Consider the following 18,879-nt stretch of genomic DNA (forward strand, 5'->3'; position numbering starts at 1 on the left):
ACCAATAAGGATATATCATTTACGCCCGACAATACATTGTTGCCGGAGTACAACTTATATACAATTTTTGATTTTTGTTTTTTGATGTTTAGATGAGGGCTTGTCTACTTGGGGGAGTAGGCAAGCTTTTTTGTATTATTAATCTTACTATTTGGGTATTCTGGCATATGAGTTGTGAAGATCATCGAATTTATCATTGTTTATATCGGTTTTGCCTGATTATCACATCTTTTGAATACTATTTTTTATTAGTTTTGACCCCACAAAAGGGGAAATTTCAACCATAAACCATTCTTATATGAAAACAAATTACGTATCAGTATTGAAGTATGCGTTCATTGCTTTATTTTTTGTTTACACATCTTGTAACAAGAGTGAGGAAAATGAACTAATGGAAGAACCTGCAAGCGAAGTTGCAGAACCTGACTTTGTTAAAAATGACGGGTCAGAAGGATTAACCAAAGAAGAGGGAGGACACGATGAAGAAGAAAACGCTCCTGAAGAATTTGGTGCAAAAACGTATGGTCACTACGATTATACATTATTAAAACCAACTGATTTAACTCTTGATGATGTAAAAGCAGCAGGTTGTGGAGAAACTAAAGTTATTCCACTATTAGTTGGATCACAAAAGAAAAGAGTAGGTAGAGTAGAAGTTACTAACGACGGAGAAAACTTATACTTATTCTTTAAGGCCAATAAGTCTAGATATATGAAAAAAGTATATCTGTATATTGGTGAAAAAGGACAAATTCCATTTTATTCTAATGGATTTCCTAATCTACGTAAATTTAACTACAAAGCTTTTCCTTACTACTTTGGAGGAACGAAGAAAGCGGCTTACGTTATTCCATTATCATCTATTAACTTAGATTGTTTTGAAATCGTAGCGTATTCTAAAATTTACGATGCAGACAGCAAGTGTTTCTATTCTGCGTTTGCATACAACAAAAACTTAACTCAGGAGTATGGATATTCTTATTACTCTGGATGCTACTACTACAGAGAGTGGGTACGTTCTTTTGAGTACTGTGTGAAAAGTTGTGCACCAGAATGTGTAAAAGCATATGGTTTCCACGAAGAGTGTGGATTCTGCGAGAATGACGTATTCAACACGTTCCTAGCATATGTGTTTATCGATAGTAGAGGAGATGCTGGATTTAATATTGAATTGATCACGAATCCAAATGGATGTGATATCAGCACTAGTACCGAAGTTGGACACATCAACGTGTCTTCTGTAAGCGATACTCGATTAAAAATTGAATATTCTGTTAATCCAGGATACGAAATGTGCGAGATCAACTTCAACTACGGAACAGGAAGATTTAATACACCAAACAACTTCTCAGAGCAATTTGATACACCAACAACATCATTCAGTTTTGAGATCGACAAGCTTTCTGGAGCAAACATCTTTATGAATAGTGATGCTATGATTACAGAGACGAACTAAGAAAAGTTTGTAAAAATAAATAATAAAGGGGTTAGGATGTTATCTTAACCCTTTTTTTATGATTCTACCGCACCAAGCGTATATAGCATTTCTAATGTAGGAGATTCACTTCCGCCTTCTGGTTCTAGGGTAATTCCAAAGGCTTCGGAATTATTAGGGTTGGATAAGGAGAAGATCTTATTTTTATTATCGGTGAAAGCATCCAACGTTCCCATACTTGTCGGGGTCAAGGGGTTCAAGCCTAAGGACCAAACCTGATAAACTTTTCCGGGAGGAGGAGTGGGTAACCCCGCAACATCAATATAGGCCTTTTGATTTTCTTTGTCCCAATATACTGTAGCATAAGCATTAGGGTCTACTTGTTGAGCAGCTAATGGTACCTGGATAAACTCTTTATTACGTAAAACGCTTAGTAAGTTTTTGGTTTGAGATAAATCTTCTTCTGCTACTTGAATTTTGCCTTCAAGTAATTGCTTTTCTATTTGGTTTTCTACCAGTTGTTGCCTTAGCTCCTTATTTTTATTCAATTGTACAAATAAACCAGCTAATAAGGCGACTGAAGCTGCCCAACCAATATACATCGGTAAATTGCTTCGTTTTCTGGTAATCGGAATTACAGAGTTATCTTCAGGATCTAAACGATTTTCGATTTTTGAGTATATGGATGCATCCAAATCGGGAGCCACAGCTGCAGATAGTTCTTTCAAAGAGTTTTCGATTCGCTCAACCTCCGCCAGAGCTTCTGGATGTTTTTGCAAAATAGCATACACCTCGGTATTCTCTTTTTCAGAAAGAGAACCGTAAACATAAAGTTCTAAAATCCCGGATGCTATGTATTCTTTAATATCCATGTATTTGTTATACTTCTAAGACTTGTTTTAGTTTATCGATACAAATCCTATTTCTGGTTTTCACTGTTCCCAAAGGAATATCCAGAGTTTCTGCAGTTTCTTTTTGGGTAAACCCTTTAAAAAACAGCAAATCAATTATTTTTTTACAAAGAGGCTCTAGAGCACTGATGTATTTTTTTATTCCTATACTATCTACTTTACTTAAAAAATTATTGTTGTCCTCTAATATATCTACGAAATTTTCGGCTTCAAGGTTTTGATAGGAATTCTTAAAACTTTTTGATCTGGTTTTATCAATTGCCGCATTACGAGCAATATTGAGTATCCAGGTAAAGAACCTGCCCTTTTTTTCTGAATAAGAAGGTGCATTATTCCAGATTTTAATAAAAACGTCTTGTAAAACCTCTTCGGATAATTCTTTATCTCTTAATATATTATAAATAATCCCATAGACATTAGTAGCATACATGTCATAAATGCTTTGCAAAGCAGATTGCTCTTTGTTTTGTAATGCTATTATAAGTGCTGTGGGTTGCATTAAAGAGTGTGAGGGTAAACTATTAAATAATGATTTAGTGCGTTAAAAGAAAAAGAGCTCGTTTAACCATTTCTTTTTTTAGTATATGTTATTGTATGATTCCACCGCAACTTACTCGGCTACCTGCGGCTCCAGATGGTTGAGAAGTAAAATCATCGATTCCTTGGTGCACAATTACTGCTTTGCCCAAAATATTTTTCTTGTCATCATCACATCCAATGCACCATTCAGTAGTTGCGAAATTAATCACCCCATGGCCTTCAGCATCCGCTTTTAGATTCCCAATATCTCCTTTGTGATAACCTTCTTTTGCTCCCCATTTTCCATGAGGTTCCATGGTAGGATTCCAATGCCCTCCCGTAGATTTTCCGTCAGGAGATGAACAATCTGCTTTTTCGTGAATATGGATAGCATGTTCTCCTTCATTTAGTCCGTTGAGTTCTGCTGTCATATTAACAATACCTTCAGTTTCGATAAAAGTAACTTTACCCGAAACTTTGCTATCACTTTTAGGGTCTAGTGTAATAGTAATCGTTTTAACTTCGCCTTCCTTTTTTTATATAATTTTTCAACTGTAGTGGTTGGATCTATCTCCTGTTTTTTTTCACCTTTACAGCCGACAATTATGATTGACAAGAAAGCAAAGACTATCAATTGTAACGCTTTCATAATTATAACTTGTCCTTTGTTTACTAGGGTAAGATAGTGTAGTTTTCGATGATTACAAAAGATTCGTGAATGAAATCATTCTGTAAGAAGTAATGTTTACTTGGTATATGGTTATATTTTTTTATCAATTCTTGAGCATTTCTGATACCTCGTTTAAGATTCTCTGTGATAATCAGGGCCTTATTGATCCTATTTTGCGAGTTTTTGATTTTCAGTATAAAATAAATAAGGCTTCTTTTTTTACCATCAGTTAAGGATTCAAAAATCTCAAAGGCTTCTGGGTCACTTTGCAGAACGGCATCGAACTCTTCGGGCATTTCTACCCCGTACTTCGAAGTGTCTTCGTTCAATTGTACTGTAAAATAATCCGAAGGAAATATCTTCATCTTTTTTTGATTGGCTTTATTAAAAGTGATGTGATATTGATTGTTAAACTTTTGAATAGCAGCATGGAAGGAAGTTGATCTGTTTTCAAACAGAATAGTAACGATTACTCTTTTATAACCTTGGTCAAGAAAATTATGGGCAATTTTATCAGGAACAATAAAGGTATGTCCAGAATGTAAATGTGTTTCAAAAGCTAAAGTGCTCATACGCTGTTTTTTGTAAAGATAAGACTAAGATGTATTTTCTTAGGGCTTAGAATATCTTGTTTAGAGTTTGTTGAAATTTGTTAATCAAATCTATCATTTTACTATGTAAAACATTCTGTTTTTTAGAAAAAACACCATCAAATTTTTACACTTTTCCCGTAATTGAATAATGGTTGTTTTATCATTTGTTTATCAAATAGTTAGGTTTTGGTTTGTTCTGGTTTTTTGTGACTAACAGTGTTTATAATAGTTTCGGAATAGCGAATGTATAAAAAAGAGTGTTTTAACAAATGTGTTAAATAAAAAATAATATATAAGTTAATTTATGATAATTTAGTATGCGTTTCGCAATCATTATCGTAAATCCTTCATTTTTCTTTAATTTTGCTATACACAAACTCAAAACTTATTTTTATGAAAAAAGTCTACTCGTTTGTCATTTTATGCTTTGTAATTTGTCAAACAACTTTTGCACAGGACATTAGTGGTATTGTCCAAAATCATTTTCAAGACGCGATTTCACACACTTCAAAATCTCAGGCTACTCTTAACGACTATAACTACGTTATTACAGATGAGGTGCCTTCATTAAAGAAGGGAATTACTCACGTATATCTGAGACAGATGTATAACAACATTCCGATCATGAATGGTAGTTATAAATTAACTGTTCAAAATAATCAAGTTACCTATGAGATTAATCAGTTTGTAGATGCTGTGAACAGTAAAATTAATTCAGTTAGCCCTGGGATCACTCCAGAACAAGCAATTAATGCTGTGGTTAGCAAACATAAACTTGCTCAAGCAAAAAGTTTATCAAGAACATCTCGAAAATCTAAATTAGGAGATGTATTGGTATATAAAAATTCTGGATTAACGATAAAAGAGCAACCTCTGGAAGCTAAACTGGTATACAGATTGGTTAAAGACCAATTGCTATTATGCTGGAATGTAAGTTTATATCAAAAGAATGGGCAACACTGGTGGGTAGCTGATGTGGATGCCAATACTGGAGCAGTTGTTCACGAAGAGAACCATGTGATTTCTTGTAGTTTCGATGAGCCTGGTCACGCTAATCATAATCATAGCCATACCGAGTCAGTACTATTTGATGATACTGTAGCTGGGCCTATGACTAAAGCAGAATCACTAGCATTTGCTCCTGATTCTTATAATGTATATCCAATGCCAATTGAGAGCCCTATTCATGGAGGGCGTTCTATCGTAACGGATCCCGCAGAAGCTACTGCTTCTCCATTTGGATGGCATGATACCAACGGTAGTGCTGGTGCTGAGTTTACGATTACAAGAGGTAACAATGTATGGGCACAGGATGACAGTAATGGAAATAATGGAACTGGTTTTTCTCCTGATGGAGGATCTGGTTTGGATTTTGATTTTCCTGTAAACTTAAATCAATCTCCAAGTAACTATTTAAGCGCTTCTGTAACTAACTTGTTCTACTGGAATAACATTATCCATGATGTGTTTTATCAGTATGGTTTTGATGAAGCTAGTGGAAACTTCCAGGAAAATAACTATGGAAGAGGTGGATCAGGAAGTGATTCTGTAAATGCAGATGCACAAGATGGAAGTGGAACTAATAATGCAAACTTCTCTACACCTGGTGACGGAGGAAATCCGAGAATGCAGATGTTCTTATGGAATAGAACTAATCCAGGAAGAGATGGTTCTTTTGATAACGTAATTATCGTACACGAATATGGTCATGGTATCTCTATCCGTTTGGTAGGTGGACCATCATCAAACACACTTGGTGGATCTGAGCAAATGGGAGAAGGATGGTCTGACTATTTTGGTCTAATGCTTACTATGAGAGCGGGAGATCAAGGGACAGATGGTAGAGGAGTAGGAGCTTATGTGCTAGGTCAGGCAACTGATGGAGCCGGTATTCGTCCAACTCGTTATTCCACTAATCGATCTATTAATGATACCGACTATGCAGATATAGGTGGATTAGCAAGACCACACGGAGTAGGATACGCTTTTGCTACAATTCTTTGGGATATGACTTGGTTGCTTATCGATCAAGAAGGATTTGATCCAGATTTTTATAACGGAACCGGAGGTAACAATATCGCGTTGGCTCTTGTTGTAGAAGGACTTAAGAATACAGCGAATAACCCTGGATTTGTATCAGGTCGTGATGGAATCCTTCAGGCAGATCAGGACCTTTATGGAGGACAGTACAGTTGTCTAATCTGGAAAGCTTTTGCTGAAAGAGGAGTAGGTGAAGGAGCTAATGAAAATAATAACGGAGGTTCTAACGGACAAACAGACCAAACTGTTTCATTCACGAACCCTTGTGATGGAGGAGGACCTGGTCCAGGAACCGGAGATTGTTCTGGAGATGTAACTTCTTACCCATTTAGCGAAAGTTTCGAAACTAATTTAGGTCAGTGGGCACAAGCTACAACTGGTGATGATTTAGACTGGACTAGAGATGCAAATGGTACTCCTTCTAACGGAACCGGACCTGGAAGCGCAGCGGATGGTAGTTTCTATCTATATGTTGAAGCTTCTGGAAATGGAACAGGATATCCTAATAAGAGAGCGATTTTGAATTCTCCTTGTTTGAATTTCAGTAGTTTGTCAACACCTACACTAACTTTCCAATACCATATGTTAGGAAGCGCTATCAACAGCTTAAATGTTGAAGCAAGAACCAATAATGATGGAGCATGGACAAGTGTATTCAGCAGAAACGGAGATCAAGGTAGCAACTGGAACGCTGCAGATGTTGATCTTTCCGCGTATGCAGGACAAGCTAGCGTGCAACTTCGATTTAATGTAGTAACTGGTAGTGGTAGTCAAGGATGGCAGAGTGATATTGCTATTGATGATGTAAGTATTCAGGAAGGATCAAGTAACCCTGGTCCAACATGTGATGCACTTAACTTTAACAACTTCACTATTAATTCATTCTCGAATCAGGATTCAGCTGGTGATTCTTCTATCGGAAACGGAGGAGCTTCATTATCACTTACAAATAACACTTGGAAGTTTATTCCTTTAAATTATACGGTAACTGCTAACACAGTGATCGAGTTCGATTTTAGCAGTACTAGTCAGGGAGAAATTCATGCTGTAGGATTCGAAGATGATAATAGCTTAACATCTACTAGATATTTCAAAGTTCACGGTACTCAAAACTATGGGGTAACCAATTTTGATAACTATTCTGGAGGAACAACAACCTATACGATTGCAGTGGGTACGTTCTACACAGGTAGTATGGATAGACTAGTGTTTATCAATGATAATGATGCAGGTTCTGGTAATACTTCTACATTCTCTAATGTGAAAATCTTTGAAGGTTCTTGTGGATCATCATTTGCACCAGTAGATTTTGGACCGGTTACGGCACAAATAGGAACAGAAGACGAAGGTCAGTTATCTTCGATCAGAATAGCACCAAACCCTTTACAAAAAGGAAACGCATTACAGGTATTTATGCCTAATAATCAGTTGTCTAAATCTACAGACACTTCTTACTCAATTATTAACCTAATGGGACAAGAAGTAGGAAAAGGACAACTTAACAGTAATGGTTGGATTAATGTGGATTACCTTGGAGCAGGTATGTACATGCTTCAAATTCAAAATTCACAAATGAAGACTGTTGAACGTTTTATAATTAACTAATTTGATTTGTTGAGAAAGGAAAGGCCGTTATACAACGGCCTTTTTTCTTTTATAGGTATGAGGAAAATTGTTTTGATACTTGTCTATATATAGTACGGCCAACGGTATTAAACCATGTGGCAATCTATACACTACTTGATACAAGTTTTGATGCAAAGATTCTAGGGGGAAATCGACATAAAAGTTAGCTACTATTCTAGCTAATGCTGTAAGTAACCCCCAAACTACGGCATACCAAAGCGCATACTTCATTACTTTGGGTACAAAAATCAGGGCGGCAACGATAAAGTCAAGAATTCCTGCGATATACAAAAAAGTCAACGCGCTAGATTCAGAACATCCAAAAATTTGAATCACCATATCTACAAATTTCCCCGGAACAGGATAAAAACCAAAGGCGTATAATCCATGCGAAAAAAAGGTAAGGGCAATCAAAATCTTAAGGATAAGAATAATACGTTCTTTGCTAATGGTATTCTTGACAAATAGAATAAACACAAATGGAGTACTAAATTGTATACTGTGCTCAAAAAACTGACCCAAGTGATAGAACTTTTCTTTAGCCATTAATACGGACAATAAGATTAAACTAATTCCTCCCGCATAAATTGGAATTTTTTGCCACATTTTTGGAACGGTATTCACAGTGAGCGAAACTATAGCAGCGATCAAGTATAACAATCCATTCACTCGAATGCTATTTTGTATAAAATCATCTGTGGTACTACTGGTTACATATTCTTTCCATGGGATGTCAAATATAGATTCTACAATAGGTTTCAACAGGGCTTCATCCCAAAAAAAGAGCGAAAAGGAGCATCCCAAAATAGGTGCTGCCAGGCTCGTCCTATAAAAATCAGAAATACAGAGCCTTTAATAATCCATAAAGTAGTTGAGTTTTTCATGCCACAAAATAAATCATATTGATGTTAACATTAGTTGAAGATATAGTTATGTTTCGTAAAAAGGAGTGTTATCATATTTAATTCTGAATTAAGTTTGAGATAGGTTTTAAAATTCTGTTTTTCAATATTTTAACTTTGTTTTTTTAACCTAACATCTTAAAACCATGAATAAAATATGCCTGCTTTTTGTAATCCTTTTTGCATGGAAATCCAATGCTTCCAGTGACAAATATAGATTAACTTTGCGTGATAATCCAGCAACTACCATAGTGATCGGATGGAACCAAATTTCGGGAACAAATCCTGTAGTATACTATGGTCCTGTCGATCAAGGTAGTAATTATCAAGATTATCGATATTCTGCGGCACCCAGTCGTATTGTTTCTTATCGGGGGATGAACAATCATTTTGTAAGATTATCAAGACTTACACCAGATACAGCCTATTATTTTGTGATTAAAGATAGTGAAGGTGTTAGTAGAAGGCTTTGGTTTAAAACTGCGCCTTTGGAAGAAGGTAAATTTTCTTTGATAGCCGGTGGGGATTCCAGAAATAACAGAGTGCCTAGACAAAATGCAAATCGATTGGTAGCAAAGCTTAAACCGCATGCAGTTCTCTTTGGAGGCGATATGACCGACAATGATAACGATGCTCAATGGAGAACGTGGTTCGATGATTGGCAATTCACCATAGCAAATGATGGTAGAATGTTTCCGATAATTGCGGCAAGAGGAAACCATGAGAATAGTAATAGTACTATTGTAAATTTATTTGATGTTCCTTCATCTGGGGTTCATTATGCCATTACTTTTGGCCGTAATATTGTAAGAACTTATACCTTAAATTCATTAACTGCTATTTCGGGATCGCAAAAAGATTGGCTTCGAGATGATCTTAATGCTAACTCTAGTGTGGTTTGGAAGATTGCCCAATATCATTTTCCTATTCGACCACATGTCTCTTCCAAAGGTGAAAATTTGATAGAATATGCCAATTGGGCCCAATTATTCTATGATAAAGGAGTGAAACTAGTTATCGAATGTGATGCACATACGGTAAAGAGTACCTGGCCACTTCGTCCTTCTACCAGTTCCGGAAGTGAAGAAGGATTTAAACGAGATGAAAACGGAACAGTCTATGTAGGAGAAGGTGGTTGGGGAGCTCCGCTACGAGATAATGATGATATTAAAGGTTGGACGAGAGATTCTGGAAAGTTTAATCAGTTTAAATGGATTTTTGTGAATGAAGCAAAAATTGAAACAAGGACGATAATGGTCGATAACGCTTTACAAGTAGGAGAGGTGTCTAACGATGATGTTTTCCAAATACCAAGTAATCTTCAGATATGGAATCCTAGTAACGGAAGCGTTATTAAAATTATTAATAAAAACCTTCAGGCACCTCAAATCACATTGGTTAATCCTACTGATGGTCAACACTTACCCAATTCTGGTACTGTGGATATTAAGGCAAACGTTATCGATAGTGATGGACAAGTAGAAAAAGTAGAGTTTTATGTAGATGGAAATCTGATCAATACTGATTTTACTTACCCTTACAACACTCCAAGAAATTTGAGTAGTGGTATCCATAAAATCAAAGTGGTAGCTTTTGATAATCATGAATTGTGTAGCGAAAAAGAAATTTCCATTACAGTTGGTCAATTTGCCAGAAATATCACGATACCAGTTTCCGAAGGATACGATGATGTAGAGGAAAATGTGATCGGACAATTGTATGTAGATAGTAGTGATTTAGAACTGGTATATGACTCTACAAATCTTTTAAGTTTTCAGAAAGTGGGAATTCGATTTCAAAATGTTGATATACCTCAGGGCGCTACCATAAGCAATGCATATATTCAGTTTACGGCAGACGAAAGTAACCGTCGTAGTGCAGAATTAGAATTTTCTTTACACGATAGTGATAATTCGCCTCAATTTACGGATCGAGATAATGTTTCAGGTAGAGGTGTGGTACCACACAAAATACGTTGGAAACCACAACCTTGGACTGAAGGTCAGTATGGAGCTGCTCAACGTACACCAGAGTTAAAAGGTATGGTACAACAAGTTGTGGATAGACAAGGTTGGAGGCCAGGAAATAGTATGAGTTTCATCATCCGAGGAAAAGGTAAGAGCTCTTACAGAACAAAGTATAAACGAGTTGCCGGAGCGTATGAAAGCGGAGCCCATAAGGCAGCTAAATTGATTGTGGTATACTCATTTAGCGGTAGTCGTAGAGCAGTAACAGAGCCAGAACAAGAACTAGCCGTTAAGTTAAAAGAACCGAAAATTAATGAAAAAGCTAAGATCTACCCCAATCCATTCGATCAAGAGTTTGAGATCTTGATTCCAAATGTAAAAGGAGATGTTTCGGTACAGATCTATGATAAATCAGGAAAGATGAGATATTCAAACCTTAACCCAATACGTAATAAAATAGTAAGTATTCGTCCGGAAATACTAGATAAAGGAATCTATATCGTTCAGGTAATTGACAAGAACGGAAAGACATTACTCTCAGAACAAATACTCAAGAAATAAAGACGGTTTATACAACAAAGAGAGAGGTTGATTTTTTCCTCTCTCTTTTTCATTTATATCGGTTTTATTAACCAATTTTAAACTGTATATTAACCTTTTTAAAACCTTATGTTACCAATATTAACTCTAAGTTACTATTAGATTACAATGTATTTCTTAAAACGTCATACATTAATTTTAACCAACCTAAACAAACACACAAATCATGAAAAGAACATACTTTCTCATCTTTATTTTTATTGGTTTTCAGTTATTTGCTTCAAATGATAAGTACAGACTTACCTTAAGAGGCAATCCAGCGACTTCAATAGTTATTGGGTGGAACCAAATTTCAGGAAGTAATCCTACAGTATATTTCGGAACAACAGATTTTGGAACGAATTATAACAATTATCCAAATTCTAAATCTCCCGATAGAATTGTATCGTACAAAGGAATGAATAATCATTTTGCACGATTGACAGGTTTACAACCTAATACAGCCTACTATTTTGTGATTAGAGATAGTCAAGGTACTAGTGAGCGGTTTTGGTTCAAAACAGCACCTTCAGATAACAGTAGATTGTCATTTATTGCGGGAGGAGACTCTAGAAATAATAGAACTCCAAGACGAAATGCAAATAGTTTGGTAGCAAAGTTAAAACCACATGCTGTATTATTTGGAGGGGATATGACGAACCGAGATACTAATTCTGAATGGAGAGAATGGTTTGACGATTGGCAATTGACTATCGCCAGCGACAATAGAATGTTTCCAATTGTAGCTACCAGAGGTAATCATGAAGATAGTAACAATAGTGTATATCATTTATTCGATGTACCTTCTACCAGTGTTTATTATGCGATTACTTTTGGTAATAATCTAGTAAGAACATATACCCTTAATACAGAAATTTCGATTTCCGGAAATCAAACTAACTGGTTACGAAATGATTTGAACGCAAATACCAATGTTATTTGGAAAATGGCGCAATATCATAAACCAATGCGCCCTCATGTATCTTCAAAATCTGAAGGAAATAACCAATACAACAATTGGGCACAATTATTTTATGAAAAAGGAGTGAAGTTGGTGGTAGAGTGCGATGCACATACCGTAAAAACAACCTGGCCTGTACGCCCGTCAACTGGATCGGGAAGTGATGAAGGTTTTGTTAGAGATAATCAAAATGGAACCGTCTATGTTGGAGAAGGGTGTTGGGGAGCTCCATTGCGATCTAATAATGATAACAAAAACTGGACGAGAAACTCGGCTCGTTTCAATCAGTTTAAATGGATTTTTGTAGATGAAAACAAAATAGAAACTCGAACCATACAGGTAGATAATGCTTCTCAAGTTGGATCTGTTTCTAATAATAATGTATTTGCCATACCAAGTAATTTGGATATCTGGAACCCATCAAATGGGAGTGTGGTCACTATAAATAAAGGAACAGTGGTAGATCCAGATCCGGATAATGGTACCGTAGATGTGGCAATTTCTTCGGGGAATGATGATGTAGAAGAACGTGAAAATGGAGATTTATATACGAATAGTAGTGATCTTGAACTAGTGTATGATAGCTATAGCAATGCAGGATATCAGATAATTGGTTTGCGTTTTAGGGGAGTAGGAGTTCCTAAAAATGCAACGATTACCAATGCATATTTACAGTTCACCGCAGACGAAAGTAATAGTGCAGATGCAGAATTAGAAATAGCATTGCACAACAGTAGTAATTCTCCAGCTTTCTCAAATTCCAACAAAGTTTCAAACCGAACTACTTTTTCCAGTAAGGTGACATGGACACCACAATCATGGTCGAGTAATCAAAGTGGTAACGCACAACGATCTCCTAATCTAAAGAATATGGTACAAAGCTTAGTCAATAAAAGTGATTGGTCGTCTGGGAATAGTTTGAGTATGATCATTAGAGGAAAAGGAAGAAGTTTAACAAGTACTTCGGCAAAACGAGTGGCTGATTCTTATGAAGGAGGAGCAAGTAAAGCCCCTCGATTAATTATAAGTTATACTACAGATAGTAACCCTCCACCACCAAATCCATGTGCTGGAGTTTCCGAATGGCAAAGTGGTGTAAGTTATTCAACTGGTGATAGAGTGACCTATCAAGGAAACCTTTTTGAAAGAACTTCTAGTGGCTGGCAATTTATCGAAGCTTGTGGGGCATCAAGAATCAATACTACTTTTGTTCAAAGAGTTACCCCTCCTTTGTTTAATGATTTGGTGGAGCAAACTATTATTCATCCCAATCCATTTACTACCTCCATTCATATATCAAGTTCATCATTGATCTTGAACAAAGCGAATGAAATAGTTATTTATAATATTGCAGGCGCAGAAATATACAAAGCGAATATCACTGCAACCATGAAAAAGGAAGGGTTAATATTTAATCCGGAAATTAAAGAATCAGGTGTTTATCTACTTTCTATATTTGATAAAAATGGTCAGATTTTAGAAAATCATAGGTTGATCAAGAAATAACAGTATATACGCTTCTAGGCGTGCTTCTATATATGAACCGTTAATCTATCTAAAGATTAACGGTTCTCTTTTTCTAGAGAATTTGTTAAATGATGTTTTCGTAATTCTACGATAAGTATTTAATAGTATGATATCCTGAAATTAGCTGTAATAATCTTAAAACCTTTGTTATGCATAATTTAGTGAAATCTATTACACGTCTAGTGTTGAGCGTAATTTTATTGGTAGCCTGCGAAACGGGAAATGATGATGTCGAATTGCTGCAAAATTCTTCAAAAAGCACTCAGGCAAAAAGCAGTTCTACATTTGATGTAAAGATTGAGTTAGTCGATCGTTTTGGTCAGCCTGTGGGACCAAATGGGTTACAGGGATACTTTGCAATTAATCAAGATACCGGAGAGGTATTTTATCCTAATCGTAGTGATGATGATAATGTTTTCAGGTTCTTACCAGAAGGATCGTATCGATTTGATGCTTATGATGGGTATTTTGACGGTGCATCATCGTCATTTGTTAAGCTGAGCCAAGAACTTGTTGACCCCAACGGTTACATTATCGTAACGCTTCGTTATTGGTCTGAATAATTTCTGGAGAGCATTTCATATGTACAGATAAGGGAAAGTATTTACAAGAACTTTCCCTTTTTTGTTTTAATACTTATTTTAAAGCTTTTTAACACTGTATTTTCTTCCTTGTTTTAGTTCTTTACCAGCATATCCTTCAAAGAAAATGGGGATCGCAATATCTCTTTCTTTTCTCACTACAAAATGAAGATGAGGGCCTCTGGTATATCCTGTGAGTCCTGAAAAACCAATATGCTGCCCTTTAGTAACCTGATCTCCTTCCTTTACAAGAACACCATCGTAATCCAAATGTACGTAAGAGGCTGTGGTTCCATCATCATGTAGGATGATAATTCTATTGGCTTTGTATAAAAACGCTTTGCCTCCGGATTCTTTGAACTTACTTTGCACTTTTACTACTAATCCTTCTCTGGCTGCATAAACGGGTTCTCCGATTTCTAACTGAAAATCTATTGCATATTTTGATGCTGTCTTAGTATGCGAAAACTTACCATTAAAACCCTGTGATACCCGATATTTTTTATTTTTCTTAAAAGGTAATCGGTATAAATAATTGGTATTAGGTTTTGTATTTGTAGGATCCCCAATGTAATACCCAGCTCGATATGTTTTATTGAACTCTTTTGTAGCGATTGTTCGATCTTTTTCTTTCCATTGTATAACTACTAAGCTGTCTTTGGGAGGGAGCACCATTTCTTTCACCAGACTATCTGTTGCTCTCAGTTTGATATAAAAAAGAAGAGGAGCATAGGTGTGATTAAAGGCTCTGACTGCAGTGCCTTTTTCAAATTTAATCGTTTTTAAGCTAATGTCTTTTTTTACTGAATCTTTCGAAACACTATAAAGCAAATTATCGGTGTTGAAACCAAATACAAATTGTATGGGGATAAAAAATAAAAGTATGATTCTGTACATACTATAAAGATCAGAAAAATTTGATTTTGTTACAATGCCTCGTTCTATTGAAGGAGAAACATAAAAAAAGCGATTTGAAAGTAAGTTCAAATCGCTTTTGTATATAAGTAAAATAACATCAGTATATATTACACGGCTACTTCAGGTTTATGCAGACTTACAACGGTCAGTACTGCTATACCATTCACCCAATAATAGTAGGAATCAATTCCTTTGAATCCGAAAATAGTAGGTGCTAAAATGAATAACACAGCAACTGCAAAATCTACAATAAGGTGAAAACGATACGATAATACTCTAAACACTCCTAAGTGATGATCCGTTAATAGTGTCAATACAAAGGCTGCAATTCCTATAGCTACCGATAGTTGCAATGCTATCGGGTTAGAGCTTCCTAATCCCAATATGAAGGGTAATACAATCAATGCTATAGCTACTGGGTAGTCTAAAAACGCATGTATTCTTTTGGTTACAAATTTCATAATTATTGTTTTTATATGGGGGTTAATACTAGTTGTGGGTTTTGCTCAGTTTATTCCAATTCTTATCAGCAACACCTTTTAATTTTCCGTGATTCTTCTCTGCCAACCACAGTTGTTTAGCATCCAACTCTACATTGTTTAGGTATAAGTAGTATTTACCATCTTTCACGATAAATTTATTAGGATCTACTCTAAACTTTGCTCCGGCATATACTCCAAAAGCACAGTATCCACCGTATTGAGGAACATATTTTGCAGGGTTTTTTTCGAAAGTTGCTTTTTGCTCTGCAGAGGTAAAGTAGTATGCTATTTTGTTGTATTCTGACTTGTAATTCTTATTTCCTCTTTGTGCTAGTCCAAGATCTAAGTATGATACTGCACTATATCCTTGAAGTGCAATATTACTATTGTCAATATTATTGGCCATTTTATCTTGAGCCGAAATTGTTGTGGTCAGTGAAAATGCTGCGATTACTAATACTAATTTTAAAGTTTTCATTTTTTTATTTTTTTAATGTTTGTGATTTTTTGTTTGTTATTCTGCGTTGAAGTATTCTTCCTGGATTACTTGTCCTTCATTATTCCATATTCTACGGATGATTTCATGCCAGTAGATCTTGCTTCCGTCTTTCATATCAAAATCGAAAGTAAATTCTGAAGCGGATACGTTTCCGTCTACGATAGAATGATGATGTTGAATGCCATTTACATTGGCGATAGATCCTGCAAAACCTTCCATTTTGGCAACCATTTCTGCCTTGTTGCTGGTTTTACCATCACCATAGTCCGAGGTAATAGCATTGTCTGCGAAGAATTCTTTTACTGCGTCTACAATAGCTCCTTGACTTACTATTGCATCCATTTTTGTTACTTGTTCTTTAATATTCATCTTTTTATTTTTTAGTGAATTAATACACTGCAAAGATGAATCAGAATCAAGGGTTTGTTGCTACAAAAAAAGGACTAAGAATTGTACTTTTTTAATTTGAAATCTGTGGGTGTAGTACCCGAATAATGTTTAAAAAACCTGGAAAAGTGATTGGGCTCTTCAAACCCTAATTGCGCTGCTATAGCTGATATAGACTGATCTTCGATTAGCATGAGCTTGGCTGTATTGATCAATTCTAATCGAATCAACTGCCCAAAAGAAGTGTTCATTTTGGATTGTACTTTTTTGGATAAGGATTTTATAGAAAGGTTCATTTTATCTGCATAGAATCCCAAAGATCTTTCTTGTGTATGATACTTTTTGAGAAGCTCGATGATATCCTGTGTAAACAGATCTCTGTTTTTGAAATCAAAGTTTTCTCTAAACTGTTTGGGAGTTTGCCCAGTAGAGTTTTTAAATACACGATTAAAATAGGCATCATCTTTAAACCCTAATTCGTAAGAAATCTCTTGGATGTTTTTATCCGTAAAAGCCACTTCTTTGAGACTTTCTTGTAATCTCTTGGCACTCATTAAGTTTTTGATGGATAAACCGATTTTATTTTTAACCAGAGACTGCGCGTTATAACCGCGATCATTAATTAGGTTTACCAAATCGGTACTCGTTAAGTTATTAGAATATTCATCATCGATCACCTCTTTTACATCAAAAATGACATGATATTCTTCCTTATTGGCTTTAAAAGGATTTTGCCAGTACCATTGTTTGGATGAAATGTCAATGATATCCGCAGAATTATCGGTTAATACAGATTTGGATAAAAAAGTATTGCACTCATCACATTCTAATAAATCGATATACCCTAAAGAGATGAGGTGTTTAAACAAAACGCGAACGTCGTTATTATAAAACTTATCTTCATTACCGAATTCAATTCTTCTTACCAAGAAATCATCAGATAAGAATTTAATGTATTGCCCTTTTTCCAGGAAAATAGCTTTCTCTTTCCAATCAAAATAATTTTTGAAATCAACTTGAATGCTCCCTTCTCCATATAAGATATGAATAAGAGTATGCCTTTCTATAAAGTATATCTTATTAATTTCAGGAGTAAATTTTTCTACCTTTTGCATTCAGTTGCTTTATCTAATTGAAGAGATCTTTCAAAGATAAATATTTTGTAAAAATTGATATCGTTGTTCAAACGTTATTTGGGTTTCAGATTGGATCTTCTTCTGAAGCTTGATCACTGTTGTTTCCAGTTGTTTTTTAAATATGCTAAAGCTTCTATCAATGCTTGCTTTGATGATTTAGGAGAAAACCCCAATTCGACCCTTGACTTTTGGATGTTATAGTCTTGTTTCAAACCATAAAACATATCCAAATAATGACGTTGTAATAAAGGCTCTCTTCCAGATAGATATGACCATAATTCCATAATTGTTGCTATTATATAAAGTAAAAATCTAGGGACTTTTATTGGAGTTTTAATCTCTAGATTAGGATATTGCTCGGAAGCTATGGCTACACTTTCATATAAACTAGTGTGCTTTTCATTGGCTAAGATATATCGTTCGCCGTCCTTACCTTTTCGCATCGCTTGATATGCGCCAAGGGCTACATCTTTTACGTCTATCCAGTTAAGAGTTATGTTAGTGTCAATGGGGATTTCTTTATGTAATATTTGAAATACCAGATGATTAGAATAACTTAGTTTATGAGCAATACTTCCTATCATTGCTGAAGGTAAAATAAGGACTGTTCGGATTCCATATTTCTTTCCTAACGAAAGCGCAAGTTGATCCGAGTCGTTTTTTGAATTGTAATACCAATTTCTCCGATCTTTGTTATATCCATTTTCTGGGCTGGCTGGAAGCTTGGTGAAATCCAATGCAGCTACAGAACTGACATAAACGATATTTTTGATACCGCATTCTTTGGCAATGTCAAATACATTTTGTGTACCTTGGATATTGGTGTCATAAATTTCTTTTTTGGGGTGCTTGGCCCACATGTTAAAATTAGCTGCTACAGCATAAACGTTTGTAACACTTGTAAAAGCTGTTCTCAAAGAGTTTTTGTCTGTAATATCGGCATGTACAACTTCGCAATCAAGTCCTTCAAAGGGAGTAAGGTTGTTGATGTTTCTTACTGTAACGCGGACCTTTTTATTTTTTGATAGTAGTAATCTAACCAGATTGTTGCCAAGGTGCCCATTTGCCCCAGTAACCAGTGAAATTTCGTTGCTCATACATTTTGATGTTTGAGCAAATCTCGAAACTTAAAAAGGAATCAAAAAT

Annotated in this window: 16 protein-coding genes; 5 read left to right on the forward strand and 11 right to left on the reverse strand. The window is 35.5% G+C overall.

Annotated features, from left to right (window positions below):
• Positions 1 to 298 precede the first annotated feature (298 nt).
• A complete protein-coding gene (locus AC0L3Q_RS08255; RefSeq protein WP_473286131.1) occupies positions 299 to 1,456 on the forward strand; it encodes a hypothetical protein in 1,158 nt (385 codons plus the stop codon).
• 56 nt (positions 1,457 to 1,512) lie between these two features.
• On the opposite strand, the gene AC0L3Q_RS08260 is transcribed toward AC0L3Q_RS08255, so the two are convergent.
• From AC0L3Q_RS08260 to AC0L3Q_RS08275, 4 genes are all read right to left on the reverse strand, one after another.
• Entirely contained in the window at positions 1,513 to 2,307 is a 795-nt protein-coding gene (locus tag AC0L3Q_RS08260; RefSeq protein ID WP_473286132.1) for an anti-sigma factor, read from the reverse strand.
• A gap of 7 nt (positions 2,308 to 2,314) precedes the next feature.
• Positions 2,315 to 2,845, reverse strand: coding sequence for an RNA polymerase sigma factor (locus AC0L3Q_RS08265; RefSeq protein WP_073314838.1), 531 nt, complete (start codon positions 2,843 to 2,845; stop codon positions 2,315 to 2,317).
• A gap of 88 nt (positions 2,846 to 2,933) precedes the next feature.
• Positions 2,934 to 3,296 (reverse strand): superoxide dismutase family protein, encoded by a 363-nt coding sequence (locus AC0L3Q_RS08270; protein WP_473286133.1) that lies wholly within the window; start codon positions 3,294 to 3,296, stop codon positions 2,934 to 2,936.
• Positions 3,297 to 3,537: 241 nt separating this feature from the next.
• On the reverse strand, positions 3,538 to 4,107 hold the full coding sequence (locus AC0L3Q_RS08275; RefSeq protein WP_473286134.1) for a YdeI/OmpD-associated family protein: 570 nt from the start codon (positions 4,105 to 4,107) through the stop codon (positions 3,538 to 3,540).
• A gap of 414 nt (positions 4,108 to 4,521) precedes the next feature.
• On the opposite strand from AC0L3Q_RS08275, the gene AC0L3Q_RS08280 reads away from it, so the two are divergent.
• Positions 4,522 to 7,773: a M36 family metallopeptidase gene (locus tag AC0L3Q_RS08280; protein ID WP_473286135.1), complete on the forward strand. Its 3,252-nt coding sequence runs from the start codon at positions 4,522 to 4,524 to the stop codon at positions 7,771 to 7,773.
• Between the two features lie 27 nt (positions 7,774 to 7,800).
• Here the strand turns inward: AC0L3Q_RS08280 and AC0L3Q_RS08285 are convergent, their stop codons facing one another.
• Positions 7,801 to 8,556: a hypothetical protein gene (locus tag AC0L3Q_RS08285; RefSeq protein ID WP_473286136.1), complete on the reverse strand. Its 756-nt coding sequence runs from the start codon at positions 8,554 to 8,556 to the stop codon at positions 7,801 to 7,803.
• A gap of 286 nt (positions 8,557 to 8,842) precedes the next feature.
• On the opposite strand from AC0L3Q_RS08285, the gene AC0L3Q_RS08290 reads away from it, so the two are divergent.
• The 3 genes from AC0L3Q_RS08290 (at position 8,843) to AC0L3Q_RS08300 (ending at position 14,293) form a co-directional block, all read left to right on the forward strand.
• The gene (locus AC0L3Q_RS08290; RefSeq protein WP_473286137.1) at positions 8,843 to 11,224 is read left to right on the forward strand and encodes an Ig-like domain-containing protein; all 2,382 of its coding nucleotides are present in this window, start codon (positions 8,843 to 8,845) and stop codon (positions 11,222 to 11,224) included.
• A 205-nt stretch (positions 11,225 to 11,429) separates the two neighbouring features.
• A complete protein-coding gene (locus AC0L3Q_RS08295; RefSeq protein ID WP_473286138.1) occupies positions 11,430 to 13,709 on the forward strand; it encodes a fibronectin type III domain-containing protein in 2,280 nt (759 codons plus the stop codon).
• Positions 13,710 to 13,879: 170 nt separating this feature from the next.
• A complete protein-coding gene (locus tag AC0L3Q_RS08300) occupies positions 13,880 to 14,293 on the forward strand; it encodes a hypothetical protein (protein WP_473286139.1) in 414 nt (137 codons plus the stop codon).
• 78 nt (positions 14,294 to 14,371) lie between these two features.
• Here AC0L3Q_RS08300 and AC0L3Q_RS08305 read toward each other — a convergent pair whose 3' ends face one another.
• The 6 genes from AC0L3Q_RS08305 to AC0L3Q_RS08330 all read right to left on the reverse strand — a co-directional run bounded on the left by AC0L3Q_RS08305 (position 14,372) and on the right by AC0L3Q_RS08330 (position 18,830).
• On the reverse strand, positions 14,372 to 15,208 hold the full coding sequence (locus AC0L3Q_RS08305; protein WP_473286140.1) for a M23 family metallopeptidase: 837 nt from the start codon (positions 15,206 to 15,208) through the stop codon (positions 14,372 to 14,374).
• Positions 15,209 to 15,336: 128 nt separating this feature from the next.
• Entirely contained in the window at positions 15,337 to 15,690 is a 354-nt protein-coding gene (locus AC0L3Q_RS08310) for a hypothetical protein (RefSeq protein WP_473286141.1), read from the reverse strand.
• A 28-nt stretch (positions 15,691 to 15,718) separates the two neighbouring features.
• A complete protein-coding gene (locus AC0L3Q_RS08315) occupies positions 15,719 to 16,189 on the reverse strand; it encodes a YHS domain-containing (seleno)protein (protein ID WP_473286142.1) in 471 nt (156 codons plus the stop codon).
• A 36-nt stretch (positions 16,190 to 16,225) separates the two neighbouring features.
• Complete coding sequence (locus tag AC0L3Q_RS08320; protein ID WP_073314819.1) at positions 16,226 to 16,579, reverse strand: hypothetical protein; 354 nt, start codon at positions 16,577 to 16,579, stop codon at positions 16,226 to 16,228.
• 74 nt (positions 16,580 to 16,653) lie between these two features.
• Complete coding sequence (locus tag AC0L3Q_RS08325; RefSeq protein ID WP_473286143.1) at positions 16,654 to 17,712, reverse strand: helix-turn-helix domain-containing protein; 1,059 nt, start codon at positions 17,710 to 17,712, stop codon at positions 16,654 to 16,656.
• 113 nt (positions 17,713 to 17,825) lie between these two features.
• Complete coding sequence (locus AC0L3Q_RS08330; protein ID WP_473286144.1) at positions 17,826 to 18,830, reverse strand: NAD-dependent epimerase/dehydratase family protein; 1,005 nt, start codon at positions 18,828 to 18,830, stop codon at positions 17,826 to 17,828.
• Positions 18,831 to 18,879 lie beyond the last annotated feature (49 nt).

Source organism: Aquimarina sp. KJ22-3, from assembly GCF_055808215.1.

Coding starts and splice junctions, on each gene's coding strand:
- AC0L3Q_RS08275 (WP_473286134.1), bottom strand. CDS start 4,107: ATGAGCACTTTAGCTTTTGAAACACATTTACATTCTGGACATACCTTT.
- AC0L3Q_RS08325 (WP_473286143.1), bottom strand. CDS start 17,712: ATGCAAAAGGTAGAAAAATTTACTCCTGAAATTAATAAGATATACTTT.
- AC0L3Q_RS08280 (WP_473286135.1), top strand. CDS start 4,522: ATGAAAAAAGTCTACTCGTTTGTCATTTTATGCTTTGTAATTTGTCAA.
- AC0L3Q_RS08320 (WP_073314819.1), bottom strand. CDS start 16,579: ATGAATATTAAAGAACAAGTAACAAAAATGGATGCAATAGTAAGTCAA.
- AC0L3Q_RS08300 (WP_473286139.1), top strand. CDS start 13,880: ATGCATAATTTAGTGAAATCTATTACACGTCTAGTGTTGAGCGTAATT.
- AC0L3Q_RS08260 (WP_473286132.1), bottom strand. CDS start 2,307: ATGGATATTAAAGAATACATAGCATCCGGGATTTTAGAACTTTATGTT.
- AC0L3Q_RS08295 (WP_473286138.1), top strand. CDS start 11,430: ATGAAAAGAACATACTTTCTCATCTTTATTTTTATTGGTTTTCAGTTA.
- AC0L3Q_RS08330 (WP_473286144.1), bottom strand. CDS start 18,830: ATGAGCAACGAAATTTCACTGGTTACTGGGGCAAATGGGCACCTTGGC.
- AC0L3Q_RS08315 (WP_473286142.1), bottom strand. CDS start 16,189: ATGAAAACTTTAAAATTAGTATTAGTAATCGCAGCATTTTCACTGACC.
- AC0L3Q_RS08255 (WP_473286131.1), top strand. CDS start 299: ATGAAAACAAATTACGTATCAGTATTGAAGTATGCGTTCATTGCTTTA.
- AC0L3Q_RS08305 (WP_473286140.1), bottom strand. CDS start 15,208: ATGTACAGAATCATACTTTTATTTTTTATCCCCATACAATTTGTATTT.
- AC0L3Q_RS08265 (WP_073314838.1), bottom strand. CDS start 2,845: ATGCAACCCACAGCACTTATAATAGCATTACAAAACAAAGAGCAATCT.
- AC0L3Q_RS08270 (WP_473286133.1), bottom strand. CDS start 3,296: ATGACAGCAGAACTCAACGGACTAAATGAAGGAGAACATGCTATCCAT.
- AC0L3Q_RS08310 (WP_473286141.1), bottom strand. CDS start 15,690: ATGAAATTTGTAACCAAAAGAATACATGCGTTTTTAGACTACCCAGTA.
- AC0L3Q_RS08290 (WP_473286137.1), top strand. CDS start 8,843: ATGAATAAAATATGCCTGCTTTTTGTAATCCTTTTTGCATGGAAATCC.